The sequence below is a fragment of the Pseudoclavibacter sp. RFBG4 genome, assembly GCF_002931515.1.
GTDB lineage: Bacteria > Actinomycetota > Actinomycetes > Actinomycetales > Microbacteriaceae > Pseudoclavibacter.
This window is the reverse complement of the sequence record NZ_PSYC01000008.1, coordinates 1-19,942: the sequence shown is the minus strand read 5'-3', so window position 1 is coordinate 19,942 and position 19,942 is coordinate 1. Positions and strand designations below refer to the sequence as shown.

15 protein-coding genes are annotated in these 19,942 nt (G+C 70.3%); 4 read left to right on the top strand and 11 right to left on the bottom strand.

Features of this window, described 5'->3' with window-relative positions:
- Positions 1-22: 22 nt before the first annotated feature.
- From C5E10_RS18995 to C5E10_RS02235, 3 genes are read right to left on the bottom strand one after another with little or no spacing between them, the layout of a single operon-like run.
- Positions 23-1,360 (bottom strand): glycosyltransferase family 2 protein, encoded by a 1,338-nt coding sequence (locus C5E10_RS18995; protein WP_104330250.1) that lies wholly within the window; start codon positions 1,358-1,360, stop codon positions 23-25.
- On the bottom strand, positions 1,357-2,058 hold the full coding sequence (locus C5E10_RS02240) for a lysophospholipid acyltransferase family protein (RefSeq protein WP_104330249.1): 702 nt from the start codon (positions 2,056-2,058) through the stop codon (positions 1,357-1,359). Before C5E10_RS02240 ends, C5E10_RS18995 begins: the two co-directional genes overlap by 4 nt.
- Positions 2,059-2,112: 54 nt before the next feature.
- The gene (locus C5E10_RS02235; RefSeq protein ID WP_104330248.1) at positions 2,113-2,670 is read right to left on the bottom strand and encodes a hypothetical protein; all 558 of its coding nucleotides are present in this window, start codon (positions 2,668-2,670) and stop codon (positions 2,113-2,115) included.
- A gap of 170 nt (positions 2,671-2,840) precedes the next feature.
- Between C5E10_RS02235 and C5E10_RS02230 the strand changes: the two genes are divergently transcribed.
- Positions 2,841-3,887 (top strand): alpha/beta hydrolase, encoded by a 1,047-nt coding sequence (locus C5E10_RS02230; protein ID WP_258070966.1) that lies wholly within the window; start codon positions 2,841-2,843, stop codon positions 3,885-3,887.
- A gap of 92 nt (positions 3,888-3,979) precedes the next feature.
- Here C5E10_RS02230 and C5E10_RS02225 read toward each other — a convergent pair whose 3' ends face one another.
- The 4 genes from C5E10_RS02225 to C5E10_RS02210 form a co-directional block, all read right to left on the bottom strand.
- A complete protein-coding gene (locus tag C5E10_RS02225) occupies positions 3,980-5,455 on the bottom strand; it encodes an MFS transporter (RefSeq protein WP_104330247.1) in 1,476 nt (491 codons plus the stop codon).
- Between the two features lie 17 nt (positions 5,456-5,472).
- Positions 5,473-6,495: an ABC transporter substrate-binding protein gene (locus C5E10_RS02220; protein WP_104330246.1), complete on the bottom strand. Its 1,023-nt coding sequence runs from the start codon at positions 6,493-6,495 to the stop codon at positions 5,473-5,475.
- A 71-nt stretch (positions 6,496-6,566) separates the two neighbouring features.
- Entirely contained in the window at positions 6,567-7,385 is an 819-nt protein-coding gene (locus C5E10_RS02215) for an amino acid ABC transporter ATP-binding protein (RefSeq protein WP_104240008.1), read from the bottom strand.
- Positions 7,382-8,473, bottom strand: a complete 1,092-nt coding sequence (locus C5E10_RS02210) for an amino acid ABC transporter permease (RefSeq protein ID WP_104330314.1) — start codon at positions 8,471-8,473, stop codon at positions 7,382-7,384. Before C5E10_RS02210 ends, C5E10_RS02215 begins: the two co-directional genes overlap by 4 nt.
- A 340-nt stretch (positions 8,474-8,813) precedes the next feature.
- Here C5E10_RS02210 and pcp point away from each other — a divergent pair, with 340 nt between their 5' ends.
- A complete protein-coding gene (gene pcp / locus C5E10_RS02205) occupies positions 8,814-9,455 on the top strand; it encodes a pyroglutamyl-peptidase I (protein ID WP_104330245.1) in 642 nt (213 codons plus the stop codon).
- 8 nt (positions 9,456-9,463) lie between these two features.
- Here the strand turns inward: pcp and C5E10_RS02200 are convergent, their stop codons facing one another.
- The 4 genes from C5E10_RS02200 to C5E10_RS02185 form a co-directional block, all read right to left on the bottom strand.
- Positions 9,464-10,525, bottom strand: coding sequence for a sulfate/molybdate ABC transporter ATP-binding protein (locus tag C5E10_RS02200; protein WP_104330244.1), 1,062 nt, complete (start codon positions 10,523-10,525; stop codon positions 9,464-9,466).
- Positions 10,522-11,355: an ABC transporter permease gene (locus C5E10_RS02195; RefSeq protein WP_258070965.1), complete on the bottom strand. Its 834-nt coding sequence runs from the start codon at positions 11,353-11,355 to the stop codon at positions 10,522-10,524. The genes C5E10_RS02200 and C5E10_RS02195 overlap by 4 nt, the downstream gene beginning before the upstream one ends.
- Before the next feature lie 11 nt (positions 11,356-11,366).
- Entirely contained in the window at positions 11,367-12,194 is an 828-nt protein-coding gene (gene modA / locus C5E10_RS02190; RefSeq protein ID WP_104330243.1) for a molybdate ABC transporter substrate-binding protein, read from the bottom strand.
- 213 nt (positions 12,195-12,407) lie between these two features.
- A complete protein-coding gene (locus tag C5E10_RS02185) occupies positions 12,408-13,841 on the bottom strand; it encodes a hypothetical protein (protein WP_146080123.1) in 1,434 nt (477 codons plus the stop codon).
- A gap of 137 nt (positions 13,842-13,978) precedes the next feature.
- Between C5E10_RS02185 and C5E10_RS02180 the strand changes: the two genes are divergently transcribed.
- Positions 13,979-15,019, top strand: a complete 1,041-nt coding sequence (locus tag C5E10_RS02180) for a Gfo/Idh/MocA family protein (protein WP_104330241.1) — start codon at positions 13,979-13,981, stop codon at positions 15,017-15,019.
- 89 nt (positions 15,020-15,108) lie between these two features.
- Positions 15,109-19,942: NAD-glutamate dehydrogenase (locus C5E10_RS02175; RefSeq protein ID WP_104330240.1), on the top strand; the 4,834-nt coding region annotated here is incomplete at its 3' end.

Below are 19,942 nucleotides of genomic sequence, written 5' to 3'. Positions count from 1 at the left end.
CACTCAAGTCTATGCGGCTCTTCTACGCCTCGTAGACGCGACCCTTCCACGCGACGCGGCGTCGCCCGGCCAGCGCGTAGACGGGCAGCACGAGCAGCGGACTGATCGGGCCCAGGATGCCCTCCGCCAAGTCGAGCGGCCGGCGTCGCCCCGTGATGACGCTCACGAGGGTGCGATCGAGCAGCCCCGCGATGCGCACGAGGTGCAGGATGCGGGCGGTCGCGCCCCTGCCCGCGCTGGCATGGGCACCCGGCCACACCCGCAGCACCCAGGGCAGCGTGTAGACGCAGACGGTGAGGAGGCTCGTCGCCGCCATGAGCGCTCGAGAGCCGTGGTGCAGGCCGAGGAGCGACTTCGCGAAGCCGCGCACGGAGCTGCCGTAGCCGTCGTACATGCGCACGGCGATGGCGGTTCCGCCGCGCGCGACGACAACCCGCCCGCCAGCGGCGCGCATCCGCTCGGCGAGGCGCATGTCCTCGACGAGCTCCCCGCTCACGGCGGCGTGGCCTCCGATGCGGTCGTAGGCGGCGCGGGTGAACGCCATGACCTGGCCGTTCGCGACGACCGGCGCGCGCCGGTGCTGCAGGGCCACGGGCACCGAACCGAGCACGACTGCGTCGTTCAACGGGGTGATGAGCCGCTCGCCGAGCGTTCGCGTCTCCTGGCGTGGGAACACCGTGAGCAGCTCGGCGCGGGACACGCGCATGGTGGCCAGCAGCGCATCGAGCGCGCCGGGGCTCCAGCGCACGTCGGCGTCGGTGAACACCAGCACGTCGCTCGGGTGCCGCGCGACGGCGTCTGCCCCTGCGTCTGCCTCTGCCTCTGCCTCTGCCTCTTCAGGATCTCCTGACCAGGATCGGTGCGATTCCGAGTGTTCTCGGCCCGAAGCGGGCGCTGCCGGCGGATTCTGCACTGAAGTTGGACACTGGCTTGCGCGACCAGCGGGAGCGGCAGCGACACGACCGGGAAAAGGAGCGGGGGCGGGAGCGGGAGCAACTGCCTCGGCGAGCTGCGCGCACGACCAGTTCTTGCCCGTCCAGCCGTCGGGGCGAGGCGCGCCGCCGAGCACCCGGGCGCCCGCCGACTCGCTGATAGCCCTCGTCGCGTCGCTCGACTCGTCGTCGAGCACGACGACCTCATCGGCGCCCTGCCCGAGGAACCCGGGCAGCGTCTCCCGCAGGGTCGCCTCCTCGTCGCGAGCCGGGATCAGCAGGGACACGCGAGTGGCCGGCTGCCGAGCTGGTGCGCCGGACCGCAGGTTCGGCTGCGTCAGCAGGTTCGCGAGCAGCACGACGGACCGGGCGCCGAGGTAGGCGAGCGCGATTCCGGCGACGGCGCGGCTCGCGAGCACCCAGTTCACGCGCGCCCCCTGCCGCGCGCCCCGCGGCGGCGCATCCCGAAGCCCTCGGGCCTCGTCAGGTAGGCGAGCATCCGCCCGGCGATCCCGACCCGGTCTCGGCGGAAGCGCTGCGCGTCGAACACGACCCGGTACCCGGGCAGCGGGTGGGCTGGATCGGCGGCGTCGAGCGCCCGGTCGAGCTCGTCGAGCATCGACGCGAGCGCCGCCCGGAGCTGCTCAGGGCGCACGGGTGCGCCGAAGCGGATGAACGCCTCCGGCTTCGCGGCGCCCCGGAGCACGACGCGGATCGCGACGGGCACGAGCGGCACCCCAGCTCGCTCCGCGACCCACTCGGCACCAGGGTGCAGGGCGGCCAGGCCACGTCCGGCGCGCAGCTCGCCCTCTGGGAAGATCAGCGCCCAGTCGCCCGCACGGGCGCGGGCGACGAGGGTGCGGAGCGCGCGCGGTGGCACGGCACCGACCAGCCTCAGGAACGGGAAGCGCTGCAGCTGCTCGTCGCCCATCATGACGGCGACGTCGGAGCCGACGTTCCTGGCGAAGAGGCCGATGAGGTAGGCGTCCCACCAGGAGCCGTGGTTCGCGGCGAGCACCGCCCCGCCGGTCGGGGGCGTGCCCGTGACGGCGATCGAGAGCAGCCCCGTCCGCACGTCGCGCACAGCGCTGCGCACGAGCAGTGCGCGGGCCAGGCGAAGCATCATGGTGTGCCCGACGCTATCGCAGGCGAGGGAGCGACAGGCCGGTCGGGTGGATGCTCACCAGCCGCGCAGGCCCGCGGCGACGACGCCCCCGACGACGAGCAGGAAGACCAGCAGGTCCGTCCAGGTGGCAACGAGCTCGTTCAGGCTCTTGCCGCGCTTCGCGAGGTGGCGCAGACCCGCGAGGCCGAGGTAGATCGCACCGGGGAGCGCGCCGATGAGCCCCCAGCCGGGGACGAGGGATGAGACGAGTGCGACCCCGCCGAGGCTGAGGTTGGCGAGGCCGAGCTCTTGCACGACCTGCGCGGTCGCCGCTCCGGTCTTCGTCATCGTGTCGGTCGCGGCACCGGTTCCGGTGCCCGTCTCGCCCCGTTCGGCATCGTCGTCAGGAGCGTCTTCCGCGTCGTCGTGCGCCGCTCCGAGGATCGTCTGCGTGGTGCGCCGCGGGTTCGTCAGCTGGCTGATGCCGGCGACGATGAGGCGTATCCCCACACCCCAGAATGCGAACCAGATCCCGAACACGATGGCCGGGTTCCCGCCCGCGACGCCCAGGTGGACGCCACCGAAGATCAGCGGCAGCACCACTGTCTGGAGGATCACGAGGAGGGCGTACATGCACGGTCCGATCGGTGTCGGGATGCCCGCAGCACCACTGCCGATCTGAGCGGTCAGTGCTGCATCGCTGCATCGAGGGAGGGGTGATCTGCACGCTATTGCATGCCGAGTCCCGCCGACAACACGGCGACGTGCGTTTACATGGACCGCCGTGCTGAAAGAATGGCCGGGTGAGCATCCACCCGAGTGTCACGCCGAAGAAGCCCTGGTACCGCCGGAAGAGCAGGACGGTGCCCCTCGGTGTGCTCTCCGCCGGGCTCGTGGGCGCGATCATCTGGGTGTCGACCCCCTGGCCAGCTGCCATGCTCATCCGCGCCCTGTTCGAGCTCGACGCGAAGCGCACCATCACCGAGATGGAGGCGTTCGCCCCGACCGCCGACACCCTGCAGGCGCAGCTCGACGTCTCCTACGGCGACGACGGAGCGGACACGAGCTTCGACCTGTACTCCCCCGCTGGCACGAGCGAGGCGCTGCCCACGGTCGTGTGGATCCACGGGGGCGCGTGGATCTCCGGCGGCAAGCAGAACGTCGACCCGTACGTGCAGATCCTCGCCGCCGAGGGGTTCACGACGGTCGCCCTGAACTACACGGTGGCCCCCGAGGCCACGTACCCGACGGCGCTCACGCAGCTGAACGACGCGCTCGCGCACCTCATCGAGCACGCCGCCGAGTACAACATCGACCCGAGCCGCATCGTCCTCGCCGGCGACTCCGCGGGCGCGCAGCTCGCGAGCCAGCTCGCGACGGTCGCCACGAACCCCGACTACGCCGAGCTCGTCGGCCTGACGCCGGCGCTCGCCGGCGAGCAGATCGCCGGGATGGTGCTGAACTGCGGCATCTACGATGTGAGCGGCATCCCGGACGCGCCCGGCCTCGGCGGCTACGGCTTCCGCGTCGCCCTGTGGGCCTACCTGGGTGAGAAGGACTGGTCGCAGACGCCTGGTGGCCTCGAGATGTCGACCCTCGACTCCGTGACCGCCGACTTCCCGCAGACGTGGATCTCCGGCGGCAACGCCGACCCGCTCACCTCGAACCAGTCGCAGCCGTTCGCGGCGAAGCTGCAGGGGCTCGGCGTACCGGTCACGACCGTCTTCTATCCGGACGACCACCAGCCGGCGCTGCAGCACGAGTACCAGTTCAAGCTCGAGGGGGCGGATGCGCAGAGCGCGCTCGCCTCGACGATCGACTTCCTGAAGTCGGTCACGTCGGCTGCCTGACCGCCGCCCGCAGCCTGCAACCCGCAGCACCGCCGCGCCGCCAATAGGTCGCTTTCACCCCGTTCTCGGCGTCGAAATGGGGCGAAGCTGACCTATCCGGCGGCGTGGTTCGTGGCGGCGGGGGTGGCGGCGGCCGAGATGAGCAGCGCGCCGAGCGATGCGGCGATCGTGATCGACGCGGCCGCCCCGAACGCGAAGCTCGCCGGCATGTTCGCCCCCACGGCGAGGTAGGTGCCCGCGTAGACCGAGAGCGCCAGGGCCGCCGCGAGGCGTTGGCTGAGCTGGAAGAATCCTGCCGCGACCCCGTTCACTCCTGGCGGCGCCTCGTTGAGCGTCAGCGATTGGTTCGATGGGATGAAGAGCCCGGAGAAGAACCCCTGCAGCGTCCCGGCGCCCAGGATCCCGAGCACGATGAGCGGCTCCGATCCGGTCGTCACCAGGGCGATCTCGACGGTCACCACGATGAGCGCCAGGCCGAGGACCCACGTGATCCCGCTGCGGCCGAAGCGCCGCACGAGCCGCCAGCTCAGCATCGACCCGACGACCATGCCGAGGGCGCGGGGCGTGAGCAGCAGCGCCGCAGCGAACGGCGAGTAGCCGAGCCCCTCGATGAGGAACAGCGTGGTCAGCAGTCCGATGCCGAGGGCAGAGCCGAACGTGAGCGCGGCTACGGCGGTCCCGAGCAGGTAGCCGCGGTTGCGGGCGAGCTCGGGATGCAGCACCGCGGCGCCACCCCGCGCGTATACGCGACGTTCCCAGAGGGCGAAGAGCACGAAGAGCGCAACCGCAGCCGCAGCCAGCGCTGCGAGGAGGACCCCGGCGCTCACCGCCGCGACCAGCAGCGCGAGCGTGCCGGCGCCGAGCAGCACGACGCCCACCGCATCCACCTGTCGCAGCGCACTTCGCACACCGCCCGGCACGGCAGACGGCCGCGGCAGCACGAACACCGCCGACACGATGAGCACCACGGCCAGCGGCACGGCGAGCAGGAAGACGAGCCGCCATCCCGTGTCGTCGGGGAGGACGGTCAGCAGGATGCCCCCGCCGAGCGGTCCGACGAGCCCGGCGGCCGAGCCTGCGGTCGTGTACCCGGAGAGCGCGCGCGAGCGCATGATGCCGCGGAAGGTGTCTTGGAAGAGCCCAAGCACCTGGGGGTTCACGACGCCGGCTCCGAACCCCTGCACGAGGCGGGCGATGATGACGGTGGTCGTGTCGTCCGCGAGCGCGGCCGCGAACCCGGCGACCGCGAACAGCGCGAGCCCGAGCAGGTACAGGGAGCGTCGCCCGAGCAGGTCGCCCAGCCTCCCGGCGCCCACGAGGGCGAGCCCAAACGCGAGCGAGTACGACGACGTCAGCCACTGCACCTGTGCGCCATCGGCGTCGAGGGAACGCTGGATGCTCGGCACGGCGAAGCTGAACACGGCTTGATCGAGGAGGGTCGTGAAGGCCGTCGCGACGCCGAGCGCCAGGATGAGCCCGTCCGGGCGCCCTCGACGACGGAGAGCTGAGGGCGCGGCGAAACCCGTCGCGCCCTCAACCTTCGAGGACGCGACGGGTTCCGTTGCCATGGGGTGCGCGGCGATGGCTACTCCTCGCGCGGGAGTCCCGCGGGGTTCACCTCGGAGACGTCGATGCGCTCATCCTGCAGTCCCCAGCGGTCGAGGATCGCGTCGTACTGGCCGTTCTCGATGGCGTGGTTGATGACGATCGAGACGGCTTCGATGAGGCCGTTGTCCTTCGCGGTACCGGCTGCGATCTGCGCGTTGGCGGGGAAGCCGCCGTTGAGGGTGCCGACGAGCTTCGTCTCTCCGTCGCTCGCCGCCTTGAACGCGGCGGTCGCGTTCGGGCCGAAGTTCACGTCGACGCGACCCGACTGCAGCGCGAGGGTGCCCGCCGCGTCGTCTTCGAAGTACTGGAAGTCGACCGGCTCGAGCCCTGCGGCCTTGTTCTCCTCATCCCAGGCGACGAGGATCTTCTCCTGGTTCGTGCCGGCGCCGACGATGACGGAGAGGCCCGCAACGTCCTTCGCCTCGGTGATCGACTCGATCTCGCTGTCGGCCTTCACGTAGAAGCCGAGCACGTCCTCGCGGTAGGTGGCGAAGTCGAAGAGGTCCTTGCGCTCTTCAGTGACCGTCACGTTCGAGGTGATGAGGTCGTACTTGCCGGACTGGATGCCGAGGGGCCAGTCTGCCCAGGCGGCGACCTCGCCCTTCAGCTCCAGGCCGAGGCCGTCGGCGATGAGCTGCGCGAAGTCGGCCTCGCTGCCGAGGCGCGTCACGTTGTCGTCCTCAGCGAGGAAGCTGAGCGGCGGGATGTACGCGCTGCCGACGACGGTGAGCTTGCCGGCCTCGGCGGGCTGCCATCCGGAGGCCTCGAGGGCCGCGATGGCTTCGGGGACCGGGTCGATCTGCGGGCGGCCGTCGACGTTCGCGCTGGTCAGGTCGAACTGGATGAGGCCGCTCGCGGGGGCCGCGCCTTCGGGTTCTGCGGCCGTGACGGGGGCCGACTGGCCGTTGACGATGAGGGTTGTGGCGACGACGCCGATGACGGCGAGTGCTGCGACGCCGCCGGCGATGACGCCGACCTTCTTCTTGTTGAGCTTTGCCATGGGTGGCACCTTTCGGGTACGTGCGTTGTTGAAGTTCTGGGGTGGGAGATGCGCGACGGGCCAGGGTGTGGCTAGAGGACCTTGCGGATGAAGTCCTGCGTGCGCGGATGCTGCGGGTTCGTCAGCACCTGCTCCGGTGTGCCCTGCTCGATGACACGGCCTGCGTCGAGGAACACGATGCGGTCGGCGACCTCGCGGGCGAAGCCGATCTCGTGCGTCACGATGACCAGCGTCGTGCCGCCGTGGGCGAGCTCGCGGATGACGTCGAGCACCTCCCCGACCAGCTCGGGGTCGAGTGCGCTCGTCGGCTCGTCGAAGAGGAGCACGTCCGGCTTGAGCGCAAGCGCTCTGGCGATCGCGACGCGCTGCTGCTGGCCGCCGGAGAGCTGCCGCGGGTAGTGGTGCTCCTTGCCCTCGAGGCCCACGCGCTGGAGGAGCTTGCGCGCCTGCGCCTCTGCATCCGCTTTGGATGCTCGCTGCAGCGCCACCGGCGCGGCCGTGATGTTCTGCAGCGCCGTGAGGTGCGGGAACAGGTTGAAGTTCTGGAAGACCATGCCAACCCTCGTACGGCGGCGAAGCGTCTCAGCTTCGCGCAGCTCGAAGAGGCGGTCTCCCTTCCTGACGTAGCCGATGTACTCGCCATCGATGAGGATCGATCCGCCGTCGACGGACTCGAGGTGGTTGATGGTGCGCAGGAGGGTCGACTTGCCGGAGCCGGAGGGCCCGAGAAGAGCGACGACCTCGCCTGGTTCGATCTCGAGGTCGATGTCGTGCAGCACCTCGTGGGTGCCGTACGACTTGCTGACGCCGCACACGCTGACCTGCCCGGATGCTGCGCTGCTGCGCTCGAGTTCCGCTTCGGCGTTCCGGTTGATGGTTGCCTGGCTCATGCTTCGCTCACGTCCTTCCGTGCTGATGCTGGCGCTTCTGTGGGGCGGGCTGTCGCGCCCGCGGGGATGCCGTGCTTCTTCCGGGCGAGCGCCTTCGCGCTCTCGGCGTTGCCTCCGTCCGGCTTCTCTGGGTCCTCGCGTTGTTTCTCTATGCCTCCGCTTTGCTCACCGTCGTCGAGCAGCGCCCACTTCTCGGAGATCCACGCGCGCGCCTTCTGGATGGGCGTCGGCGGCAGTTCCCGGTGCGCGCCCTTCGAGAAGTGCCGCTCGATGTAGTACTGCGCGATCGAGAGGAGCGTCGTGATGATGGCGTACCAGACGACTGCGACGAGGAGCAGCGGGATGATGCGCTGGTTGCGGTTGTAGATGACCTGCACCGTGTAGAACAGCTCCGGCAGGGCGACGACGAACACCACGGAGGTGCCCTTGACGAGGCCGATGATCTCGTTGAAGGCGTTCGGCGTGATGGCGCGGGCCGCCTGCGGCAGGATGATGCGGAAGAAGCGGTACCGGCGAGGCAGGCCGAGCGCGGCGGATGCCTCGAGCTGGCCCTGGTCGACGGACAGGATGCCGGCGCGGATGATCTCCGCCGAGTAGGCGGCCTGGTGCAGGGAGAGGCCGAGCGTCGCCGCGGCGAACGAGGAGATGAGCTGCACCGTCGGGAACTCGACGAGCCAGAAGTCGGTCGTGAAGGGCGTCCCGAGCCCGAGCGTCGGGTAGAGGTAGCCGAGGTTGTACCAGACCACGAGCTGCACGACGAGCGGCACGGACCGGAAGAACCAGATGAAGCTCCACGAGAACGAGTTCAGGAGGGGCGACTTCGAGAGGCGTGCGACCGCGAGCAGGGCGCCGAGGATGAAGCCGATCGCGCCGGAGAGCACCGTCAGCTGGAGAGTCAGGACCAGCGCGTTGAGCACGATCTGGCTGAAGAAGTACTCGCCGAAGACGTTCCACTCGTAGCGCTGGTTCGTGACGAGCGACCACGCGAACTGGGCGACCGCGAACACGGCGACGGCGGAGAGGATCCACAGCACCCAGTGCTTGGGGTGGACGACCTTGAGGTGCTCGCCCGGCCCGAGCGTCTGCATCCGCCGGCTCGCGAGTGGCTTCGCGTCGTCTGGCGGCGTCGACGACGGGCTGTCGGTGGTTGGTGCGGTGTCGAGTTGTGACATCGCGTTCTCCTCTCGGCGGACCCTCGATTCGAGGGGCTCACCCTCGATTTCGAGGGCATGTCGAGAAGGTATGGGCACGGGGATGCGGGGGCGACGGCCTCCCTTCACGGAAGTTCCGACACGGTCGCGCGGCGAAGCTCCGCGTCACATTCGGTCACCTGCTCGTCAGGTGACGGGCCAGCGAGGGGTGCATCCGCGGCGTAGCGTTGAGGTCTCCCCCCTCAGGCCGCCCCACCCACACGACAGGAGCCCCCGCATGCCGACCGTCCTCCTCACCGGCTTCGAACCCTTCGACGGCAACACGAGCAACCCGTCGTGGACAGCCGTGCAGGAGGTGCGCGATCGCTGGGACGGCGACGCGGAGATCCACGTGCGTCAGCTGCCCGTCGACTTCGCGAGGGTGGACGACGCGCTGCGGGACGCCATCGCCGAGGTCGATCCCGACATCGTGATCTCCGTCGGGCTCGCCGGCGGCACCGACTCGATCAGGGTGGAACGGGTCGCGATCAACGTCGACGACGCGCGCATCCCCGACAACAGTGGCTTCCAGCCGATCGACGAGCCCGTCGTGGGCGACGGCCCCGCCGCGTACTTCAGCACCCTGCCCATCAAAGCCGCGGTCGAGGCCGTGCGCTCGAGCGGCATTCCTGCCGTCGTCTCCCAGACCGCCGGCACCTACACCTGCAACCACGTCTTCTACCTGCTCCTGCACGAGCTCCGGCAGCGGGCCGGCGCACGCGGCGGCTTCGTGCACATCCCGTACTCCGCGGAGGAAGCCGTCGGCACCGACCGCCCCTTCCTGACCATGGACCAGCTCGCGAGCGCGCTCACCGCCGTCGTGCGAGCGACCCTCGCGCACGACAGTGACGTGCGGGTCGGCGGCGGCACGCTCGACTGAGCAGGGCCTCAGAGCCGGTACGCGATGGCGTCGGAGGCGGCGAAGGCGAACCACACGCGAGTGCCGGGCGCCAGGTCGAGCTCAGCGACTTGACCGGGCGGCACGTCGGCGGAGAACTCGGCGCTCCGAACTCGGATGACGTCCCCTCGCGGCTCGAGGTCCGTGACGATGCCGGGGAGCACGTTCCGTGAGGCATTCGGTTCCGATGGATCCTCGGTGGTGACGGCGACCTGCGTCGGCCGCACGGAGATCCCGACCCGCGTGCCAGCATCGAGCGATTCGACGAAGCTCGCCGTGACGCGTTGCCCGGTGTCGGCCCTGACGGAGGCGTCGTCGAGGGCGGTGCCGGTCACGAGGTTGAGCGCGGCGAGGCCCGCGGCGAACTGCGTGGCGGGCCGCTCGAGCACCTCGCGCGTGGGGCCGACGTCGACGATGCGTCCGCCCTCGAGCACCACGACGCGGTCGGCGAGCATGAAGGCGTCGAGCACGTCGTGCGTGACGATGATCGTCGTCTGATCCGCCAGGACGTCGCGGAGCATCCGTCGGATCGCCGGCGCGACCGACACGTCGAGGGCTGCCATCGGCTCGTCGAGCAGCAGCAGAGCGGGGTCGGACGCGAGCGCCCGGGCGACGGCGATCCGCTGCGACTGGCCCCCGGAGAGCTGAGCGGGCCTGCTCTGCGCCAGTCCTCCCGCGTCGACGCGGTCGAGCCAGCCGGATGCACGCGAGTTGGCCTCGGCCCGCGACAGTCCCTTGCTGCGCGGACCGAAGGCGACGTTGTCGAGTGCGGTGAGGTGCGGGAAGAGCAGCGCGTCCTGCGCGAGCATCGAGACGCCGCGAGCATGAGGTGGCACCCAGCGTCCACGGCCGCGATCGCCGATGTCGAAGAGGACGTCGTCGTTGAGCCGGGCCGCGCCGGTGTCGGGGCGGACCAGGCCCGCGATGAGTGTGAGGAGCGTCGACTTCCCGGCGCCGTTCGGCCCGAGCACCGCGACGGTCTCGCCGTCGGCGATCGTGAGCTCGACGTCGAACGCCCGCGCCCGCACGGTGGCGGCGAACTCGAAGCTCACGACGCGCTCCGCCGGAGCCGGAAGCCTCTGGCTTCGCCGGCCTGGTGGGCCACCGCGACCACGATCACCGCGACGACGACCAGGACGAGCGATAGGGCGACCGCCGCATCTGGATCGGTTTCACGCTGGAGGTAGATCTCGAGCGGGAGGGTGCGCGTGACGCCCTGCAGCGAGCCCGCGAAGGTGAGGGTGGCACCGAACTCGCCGAGCGCGCGTGCGAAGGAGAGGACCGCGCCGGAGATCACGGCGGGCAGCACGAGCGGCAGCGTGATGCGGCGCAGCACCGTGGTGGGCCGTGCACCGAGCGTGGCGCCGATCGCCTCGTAGCGCGTGCCGACGGTGCGGAGCGCACCCTCGAGGCTGAGCACGAGGAACGGGAGCGCCACGAAGGTCTGTGCGAGGACGACGGCCGTCGTCGAGAACGCGATGGTGACCCCCATGGCCTCGAAGCTCTGGCCGAGAAGCCCGCGCCGACCGAAGGTGGCGAGCAGGGCGATGCCGCCGACCACGGGCGGCAGCACGAGCGGGAGCAGCACCAGGGAACGGAGGAGCTTCTGCCCCCGGAAGTCGGTGCGGGCGAGCACGATGGCCATGGGCACCCCCAGGACGACGCAGAGCACTGTCGCGCTGAGGGAGGTGCGGAGGCTCAGCAGGAGCGCGTCGATCGACGACTCCGACGTGACGAGCGGAACGAACTCGGCCCAGTTCACGCGGGTGACCATCCCGATCAGCGGCAGCAGCACGAAGGACGCGCCGATGATCGCGACGGTCAGCACCCAGCCGGGCACGGCGGCTGAGGCGGAGGCAGAGGCGGAGCTTCTTCGGGGCACTGGATGCGTTCCTACGGCCGGCCGAACCCGGCGTTCGCGAGAACGTCCTGGCCCACTGCTCCCGTGACGAAGTCGATGAACGCCTGGGCGACCTCGGGGTTCGTCGACGCGGCGACCGGGGCGATCGGGTAGGTGTTCACGGCCTCGCTCGACTCGGGGAACTGGATGCCGGTGACGGCGTCTCCGGCGGCGATGATGTCGGTGACGTAGACGAGTCCGGCGTCCGCTTCACCGGAGGTGACCTTGCCGAGCACGTCGGTGACCGACGACTCCTCACTCACCGGGGCGATGTCCACACCGGTCGCCGTCTCGACGGCGAGCGTCGCGGCGCCGCACGGCACCTGGGGAGCGCAGACGACGGTCTTCGCCTCCGGCTTGGCGAGGTCCGCGAAGGTGACGATGCCGGCCGGGTTGCTCGGCGGGACCGCGATCTCGAGCACGTTGGTGGCGAAATCCACCGGGGCGTCTGGCTCGATGAGGGTGGCGTCCGTGAGCTTCGCCATGTTCTTCTCATCGGCCGAGGCGAACACGTCGACCGGGGCGCCCTCGGTGATCTGGGTGACCAGGTCGGAGGAACCGGCGAAGTTCAGCTCGACCGTCGCGCCCGGGTTGCTCGACTCGAACTCGTCGGCCAGCTCCGTGAACGTGCTCTTGAGCGACGCCGCCGCGAACACCGTGATGGATCCCTCGAGGGTGGATGCGCTCGCCGGGGCAGTCTCCGCGGCGGGAGCTGCGGGGGCGGCGGGAGCTGCGGGGGCGCCGCTGCCCGCGCAGGCCGAGAGGCTGAGAGCAACCGCCGCCGTCAGCAGCGTCGCCGCGATCTTCCTGGTGGGGGTCATGTGTCGAGACCTTTCGGGCAGTGGTTCGAAGATCGAGGCACGCGAGCTTCTGAGTGATCCCGGATCTGAGGAACCAGACTGACCCAGGGCCCGAATCTGCGCCACGAAGCCAACTCTACTGCCGCAGCTGCGGTTCTGCCGATTCCACCGGAGACGGGAGGATCCACCATCACGATGCACAGGACCGCGATGCCCCGCACCTCACGAACACCCCTAGGGCTGTGAGACCTGGATGCTCCAGGGCTGCGGGGTGCCGTCGATGCGCCTCGCCTCCTCGACCTCGACCACCATCGGACCCGACTGCCAGGCGCGCGAGACGGTCCCGGGAAGCTCGACCTGCGTCAGCTCGGGTGTCGCCCCATGCGTGGTGATCTGCAGCTTCCCGTAGTCGCCGGCACTGATGGCGGCCTCCCCGCCGGCCCCTGTGTAGAGGTACAGACCGGCGCCCTCACCGGAGAGGGTCGCATCGAACGTCGGAAGGACGTCGACGGCGGAGAGCGTCATCTCCCACACACCACCCGAGATGACCTGGATGCTGTTGGTCGCCACCGGGGTCGGGTCTTCTCCCCGCGCCGCGGCGTCCGCACCAGCCGTGTTCACGAGCCATTGCGTGGTGTCCCCCGGGATGCCGCTGCTGAACTCCACGTCCTCCGTGGCCTGCGGGTTCGCGACCAGGAAGGTGACGTCGCCCATGGTGTCGACGACCTCCAGCACTGCGAGCTCTCCGGCGCCGGAAGGAAGCAGGACGTCGATGTTCGCCTCCCCGTATCCGCTGAGCGGCACCCCTGGCTCGAGCGTGAGCTCTGGTGCCGGATCGGTCACGACGGCGTCGCCCTCCAACCCGACCGGCGTCGACGTCGTGCTGCTCTCGGCGGCAGAGCTCTCCCGCGAGTCGGAGGCGAACTGCAGCAGCTGGATGCCGGCGGCGACCACGAACAGGAGGATGGCGAGGATCGAGACGGCGACGCCCTTGGCGCCCGAGCGGAAGCCGCGCCTGATGGATGGGGCCGCGAAGATCAGGGCGAGGACGATCCCGAACCAGAGGCCCACGACGGCCGCGACGATGGCGGCGACGCCGGCACCCACAGCGAGGCCCGGCTTGAGCCCGGGCTGGTTGCCGGTCGGCCTGCCGCCCTGACGAGCCGCGCGACCAGACGGCGCCGGCGGGAGTGGCGGTGGCGGGGCTTGCCCCGCGGTGGTGGGCTGCGGCGCGTCGGCCGCCTCGAAGGGAGCCGACACCGAGGGAGCCGCGGGCCCGGACCCGCGCCGCAGGGCGTCCTGCGAGCCGCCGTGCGTGTAGGCGAGGCCGCGCTTCGCACCCTCCCCGAGCCGGTCGAGGTCGTACGTGGCGCGCGCTGCGGTGCTCGTCGCGGCGCGCCCCTCATCACGGGCGAGCTGCTCTGCCGCGCGCTGCGCATCCCGCGCCGACTGGCCCGCCGAGCGCTGGGCGTCCTGCGACGTCTGATCGAGGGCACGCTGCCCATCCTGCGCGCGCTGCGCTGCAGCCCGCTCGGCGTCCCTCGCCCGCTGCTCGCGCTCCTGCTCGATGCGGTCGGCGCCGCGACTCGCGGTGTCGGACCACTGCCGCACGAAGTCAGGCGCCCTGTAGTCCGCCGGCGGCGTGTACCCGTTCTTGCTCTCCACCACGGTCGCACCCCTTTGTCACTGTCTGCGCCCATTCAACACCACACCCCCGACAGGCGAGCCGCTGTCACCCGGGCACCCCTGGCGTAGCCTTGTCCTGTCATTAGAACGAATCGCTTCAGCGCAGAATCGAGAGCACCATGAGCGCATCCACCCCCGCACGCATCGGCGTCGTCGGCTACGGGGCTGGCGGCCACCGCTTCCACGTGCCCTACATCCAGGCTGTCGAGGGCTGGGAGCTCGCCGGCGTCGTCACCCGCTCAGCGGAACGCCGTGCGATCCTCGCCACCGAAGCACCCGGCGTACCAGCCTTCGATTCGCTCGACGCCCTCCTCGATGCCGGCGTCGACGCGGTCGTCATCACCACCCCACCAGACACACGCCGCGAGCTCGTCCTGCGAGCCCTCGAGCGCGGCGCGCACGTCGTCGCCGACAAGCCGTTCGCGCCCACCGCGCAGGGAGCGCGAGAGCTGCAGGCAGCCGCGGAACGCAGCGGGCGCATCCTCACCGCCTACCAGAACCGCCGCTGGGACACCGATCTCGTCACCCTCAAGCAGGTCATCGACGAAGGCCAGCTCGGGGACATCTGGCGCGTCTCCTCACGCATGGACCAGGACGACTCCGGCACCCTCGAGACCGGCCCAGCCCACGGCCTCCTGCGCGACCTCGGCAGCCACCTCGTCGACCAGATGGCCTTCCTCTTCGGCCCCGTCGAGCGCGTGAGCGCCCACCTCGACATCACCGCTGTGGACGGCGTCGAGGTCGACTGCGGCTTCGACGTCGCCCTCCACCACGCGAACGGCGTCTTCACCCGCGTCGCCTCCAGCAAGATCAACCACCTCGACGGTCGCGAGCTCATCGCGTACGGCGACCTCGGCGCCTACGAGTCGAGCATGGACGACGTGCAGACGGCGCAGATCGATGCCGGCCTTCGCCCAGCATCCGCCGCCGCCGGCTGGGGACTCGAGGCCGAAGCGCGCTGGGGCACCCTGCACACCACCGAGGGCAGCCGGCAGATCCCATCCGCTCGCGGCGACTACGCCGAGTACTACCGGATGCTCCTCGCCGCAGTCCGGGGCGAGTCCGCGCCCCCGGTTCCCATCGAGCAGGCCGTGCACACCGTCGAGATCCTGGATGCGGCACGCGAGAGCGCGCGCACCGGACTCACCGTGGAGATCTGAGCCGCACCCCCTCGACCCTCCACCCCGCTACCATCAAGGCACGGGGTGCGACGGCGGGCCAATGGAGGCTCGCCTGCGAAGGGGGAAGCATGATCCACGGAACCGAGTTCACCGGACTGCGCGAGGCGCTCGACGACATCGAGCCGAGCCTGCGGACCGGACTCGAACGGCTCATCGACGACGTCGACGCCGACGACATCGCCACGCGCGAGCCACGCGACATCGTGGGCGCCGCGGCGACAATGCGTCGGCTCGCCACACGACGCAAGACGGGCGAGACCCTCATCGCCGTGTTCACGCCGACGCTCAAGGAAGAGGGCTGGAGCTCCCGGCGCACGATCGTCGACATCTGCACCGCGGATGCGCCGTTCCTCGTCGACTCCGTGACGGCGGCGATCGCGCGCCAGGGGCTCGCCGTGCACCTGCTCGCGCATCCCGTCGTCTCGGTGCGCCGCGACGACGCCGGCGAGCTGCTCGAGATGCACGCCCACGGCGGCACCCTCGAATCGTGGATCCACCTCGAGGTCGACCGCATCCCCACCGAGGAAGGACGCGACGAGCTCGCCGACCGGCTGCAGCACGTGCTCGACGACGTGCACACCGCGGTCGCCGACTGGCGGCCCATGCGCCGCGCCTGCCTCGACCTCGTCACCGACCTGCGCACGGAACCGCCCACGAGCGTCGACGACGGCGAGGTCACCTCCGCCGTCGAGTTCCTGACCTGGCTCGCGGAAGACAACTTCACGTTCCTCGGCTACCGCGAGTACTCGCTCGAGACCGATGAGCGGGGCGAAGAGGTGCTGCGCCCGCTGCCGCACACCGGACTCGGCATCCTGCGCCGACCATCCACCGCGACCACCCACCTCACCCCGGAGGCCCAGCGCACCGCCCGCGAGCCGCGGCTCCTCACCATCACCAAGGCGAACTCCCGCGCCACCGTGCACCGCGACGTGTACCTCGACTACATCGGCGTCCGCAGCTTCGACGAGGCGGGCAACGTCACCGGGGAGCTCCGCTTCCTCGGCATGTTCACGTCCGTCGCCTACGCCGCCTCCGTGCTCACCCTGCCCATCGTGGGCGCCAAGGTGCGATCCGTGCTCGCCGCATCCGGCCACGCACCGAACTCCCACTCCGGCAAGGACCTCCTGCAGATCCTCGAGCAGTACCCGCGAGACGAGCTGTTCCAGGACAGCACGGAGCACCTCCATGCCGTCGCGTCCGAGATCAGCCGGCTGCGAGAGCGCAGGCGCTACCGCATCTTCCTGCGCCGCGACGAGTTCGGCCGGTTCGCGTCCGCGCTCATCTACCTGCCGCGAGACCGCTACAACACGACCGTGCGCCTCCGCATCGAGCAGGAGCTCCGCACCGCCTTCGACGCGAGCCAGGTCGACCACGCGACGAAGGTCGGCGACTCCCCGCTCGCCCAACTCCACTTCGTCGTGCGCGCCGCCAAGGGCGTGCACCTGCCCGAAGTCTCCGAGCAGGACATCCAGCCCCGCATCGAGCGCGCCATCCGCGGCTGGGACGAGGAGCTCGTCGACGCCCTCCACCTCGACCACGATGAGGAGCGGGCAGCCGAGATCCTCAGCACCTACGGCTCGGCCTTCCCCGAGGGATACAAGGAGAACATCCCACCGAGCGACGCGGTGAAGGACATCACCCTCCTCGAGCAGCTCGACGAGGACACCACCTTCGCCGTGCACCTCTACGCACCGGAAGAGGACGAGCCCGGGAAGCGCTACTTCACGTTCGCGTCGCACGACGTGTACCCGCTCACGATGGTGCTCCCCACCCTCACCGACCTGGGCGTCGACGTCGTCGACGAGCACCCGTACGTCGTCACCCTGCCGGACGGGCGCAACCTGCACATCTCCGACTTCGGGCTCACCGCGCCAAGCGCGTCCGTCTGGAACGACGCCGACTGGGGCGCCGAGCTCGAGTCGGTCTTCAGCGCCGTCTGGTCTGGGGCCGCCGAGAGCGACCGCCTCAACTCGCTGGTCCTCCTTGGCGGGCTGCGCTGGCGGCAGATCGTGATCCTGCGCGCCATCAGCATGTACCTGCGGCAGGTCGGCACGACGTTCTCCGTCGACTACATCGAGCAGGCCCTCATCGCCAACCCCGTCATCGCCGCCGACATCGTGCGGCTCTTCGAGACGAGGTTCGACCCGGACTTCGCCGGCGATCGAGAAGCGGCGCTCGCCGCGCTCGCCGAGCAGCTCCAGGAGGCCCTCGACAACGTCGCCAGCCTCGACTACGACCGCATCCTCAGCTCCATGATCGGCATCGTCGACGCCACCTGGCGCACCAACTTCTACCAGGTGGATGCGCAGGGCGAGCCCAAGTCGTGGGTGTCGATGAAACTCGACTGCACCCGCGTGCCCGGCCTCCCGAAGCCCCACCCCATGGCCGAGATCTGGGTCTACTCGCCAGAGGTCGAAGGCGTCCACCTCCGCTTCGGCCGCGTCGCCCGCGGCGGGCTGCGCTGGAGCGACCGGCGCGAGGACTTCCGCACCGAGGTGCTCGGCCTCGTGAAGGCGCAGATGGTGAAGAACGCCGTCATCGTGCCGACCGGGTCGAAGGGCGGCTTCTTCGCGAAGCAGCTCCCCGCGCCAAGCGACCGGGGCGCGTGGCTCGAGGGCGGCCGATCCGCCTACCGCACCTTCATCCGCGGGCTCCTCGACATCACCGACAACCGCGACGGCGCCGACATCGTGCCGCCGCCACGGGTCGTGCGCCACGACGGAGACGACTCCTACCTCGTCGTCGCCGCAGACAAGGGCACGGCCTCGTTCTCCGACATCGCGAACGGCATCTCCGAGGAGTACGGCTTCTGGCTCGCGGATGCGTTCGCGTCTGGCGGCTCGGCCGGCTACGACCACAAGGGCATGGGCATCACCGCCCGCGGCGCGTGGGAGTCCGTGAAGCGGCACTTCCGGGAGCTCGGCCACGACACGCAGACGCAGGACTTCACGGTCGTGGGCGTCGGCGACATGTCGGGCGACGTGTTCGGCAACGGCATGCTGCGCTCGGAGCACATCCGCCTCGTCGCGGCGTTCGACCACCGGCACGTGTTCGTCGACCCGACCCCGGATGCGGCGGCCACGTTCGTGGAGCGTCAGCGGCTCTTCGACCTCCCCGGCTCCTCGTGGGACGACTTCGACCGCAGCGTCATCTCGGAGGGCGGCGGCGTCTTCCCGCTCTCCCAGAAGTCGATTCCGGTGACGCCGCAGATGCGGGAAGCGCTCGGCCTCGACGCCGACGTGCAGCGCCTGACCCCGCTCGAGCTGAAGAAGGCCGTGCTGCTCGCCCCCGTCGACCTCCTCTGGAACGGCGCCATCGGCACCTACATCAAGGCAAGCGACGAGACGAACGCGGAGATCGGCGACCGCGGCAACGACGCAGTCCGCGTCGACGGCCAGCAGCTGCGGCTGCGCGTCGTCGGCGAGGGCGGCAACCTCGGCGTGAGCCAGCGCGGTCGCATCGAGGCGGCCCTCGCAGGGGTGAGCCTCAACACCGACGCGATCGACAACTCAGCTGGCGTCGGCACCTCCGACCGTGAGGTCAACATCAAGATCCTCCTCGGCGCCGTGGAACGCGACGGCCGCCTCGACCGCAACGCCCGCAACGAGGTGCTGCGCGCCATGACCGACGAGGTCGGCACGCAGGTGCTGCGCGACAACTACGAGCAGAACGTGCTCCTCGGCAACTCGCGCTCGAACGCCGCCAAGATGCTGCCTTCCCACAAGCGGCTCATCACGTGGCTGGAGGAACGCGACGAGCTCGACCGCGACCTCGAGTTCCTGCCGAGCAACGCCGAGATCAGGCGCCGCATCGACGAGGGGCGCGGCCTCACGAGGCCCGAGTTCTCGGTGCTCGTCGCCTACGCGAAGCTCGCGCTCAAGAGCGACCTCGCCGAGACCGACCTCGCCGAGGACCCGTGGTTCGCGAACACCCTCGCCGAGTACTTCCCGGCCGAGGTTCGCGAGCGGTACGCGGACGACCTGCACGCGCATCCGCTGCGCCAGGAGATCATCGTGAACTCCGTCGTGAACTCGATGGTCAACCGCGGTGGCATCACCTTCGCCTACCGAGCGCAGGACGAGACGGGCGCGACGAGCGAGGAGATCGCGCGCGCCTACGTCGCCGCCCGAGAGATCTTCGACCTGCGCGGCTTCGTCGTCGAGATCGAAGCCACCGACAACCTCGTGCCGGCGTCCATCCAGACCGAGCTGTACCTCGGCTTCCGTCGACTCCTCGACCGGGCGACTCGCTGGATCGTGCAGCACCGGCCCGACAGCATCGACGTCGGTGCGGAGATCGAACGGTTCAGCGGCCCGGTCGCGCAGTTCGCCAGCCGGATGGGCGAGCTGCAGCAGGGCGAGGAACGCGAGCGCTTCGACGCCCGCGTGCAGGAGTTCGAAGATGCCGCAGTCCCGCGTGCGCTTGCGCTGCGCGGGGCTGGCCTCCTCGAGCTCATGCCGCTGCTCGACATCATCGAGCGCGCGGACCAGCACGGTTGGGACCTCGAGGAGTTCGTCGGCCTCTACTACGTGCTATCGGCGCGCGTCAGCTTCGACGACATGCTGGTGCGGGCGACGGCACTGCCGCAGGACGACCGCTGGGGATCCATGGCGCGCGCCGCCATGCGCGACGACCTGTACGCCGTCATGATCGAGCTCGCCGCCTCCGTCATGACGCAGACCGAGCCGGCCGAGCACACCGCGCGCGTCGACGCGTGGATCAGCCAGCTCGGCCCCAGCGCCACCCGCGCGCTCGACGAGGCTGCGGATGCGGTGCACGCCGGCGACGACACGGGGCTCGCCACGCCGACGGTCGCCTGCCTCCTCCACACCCCGGACGCCGCCGACGCCCGCGGACGCGTAGGGCACCGCGGCCGCCGCATGCCCCACGCCCACGCGCCCC

Coding starts and splice junctions, on each gene's coding strand:
- C5E10_RS02240 (WP_104330249.1), bottom strand. CDS start 2,058: ATGATGCTTCGCCTGGCCCGCGCACTGCTCGTGCGCAGCGCTGTGCGC.
- C5E10_RS02235 (WP_104330248.1), bottom strand. CDS start 2,670: ATGTACGCCCTCCTCGTGATCCTCCAGACAGTGGTGCTGCCGCTGATC.
- C5E10_RS02225 (WP_104330247.1), bottom strand. CDS start 5,455: ATGGCAACGGAACCCGTCGCGTCCTCGAAGGTTGAGGGCGCGACGGGT.
- C5E10_RS02220 (WP_104330246.1), bottom strand. CDS start 6,495: ATGGCAAAGCTCAACAAGAAGAAGGTCGGCGTCATCGCCGGCGGCGTC.
- C5E10_RS02215 (WP_104240008.1), bottom strand. CDS start 7,385: ATGAGCCAGGCAACCATCAACCGGAACGCCGAAGCGGAACTCGAGCGC.
- C5E10_RS02210 (WP_104330314.1), bottom strand. CDS start 8,473: ATGCAGACGCTCGGGCCGGGCGAGCACCTCAAGGTCGTCCACCCCAAG.
- pcp (WP_104330245.1), top strand. CDS start 8,814: ATGCCGACCGTCCTCCTCACCGGCTTCGAACCCTTCGACGGCAACACG.
- modA (WP_104330243.1), bottom strand. CDS start 12,194: ATGACCCCCACCAGGAAGATCGCGGCGACGCTGCTGACGGCGGCGGTT.
- C5E10_RS02180 (WP_104330241.1), top strand. CDS start 13,979: ATGAGCGCATCCACCCCCGCACGCATCGGCGTCGTCGGCTACGGGGCT.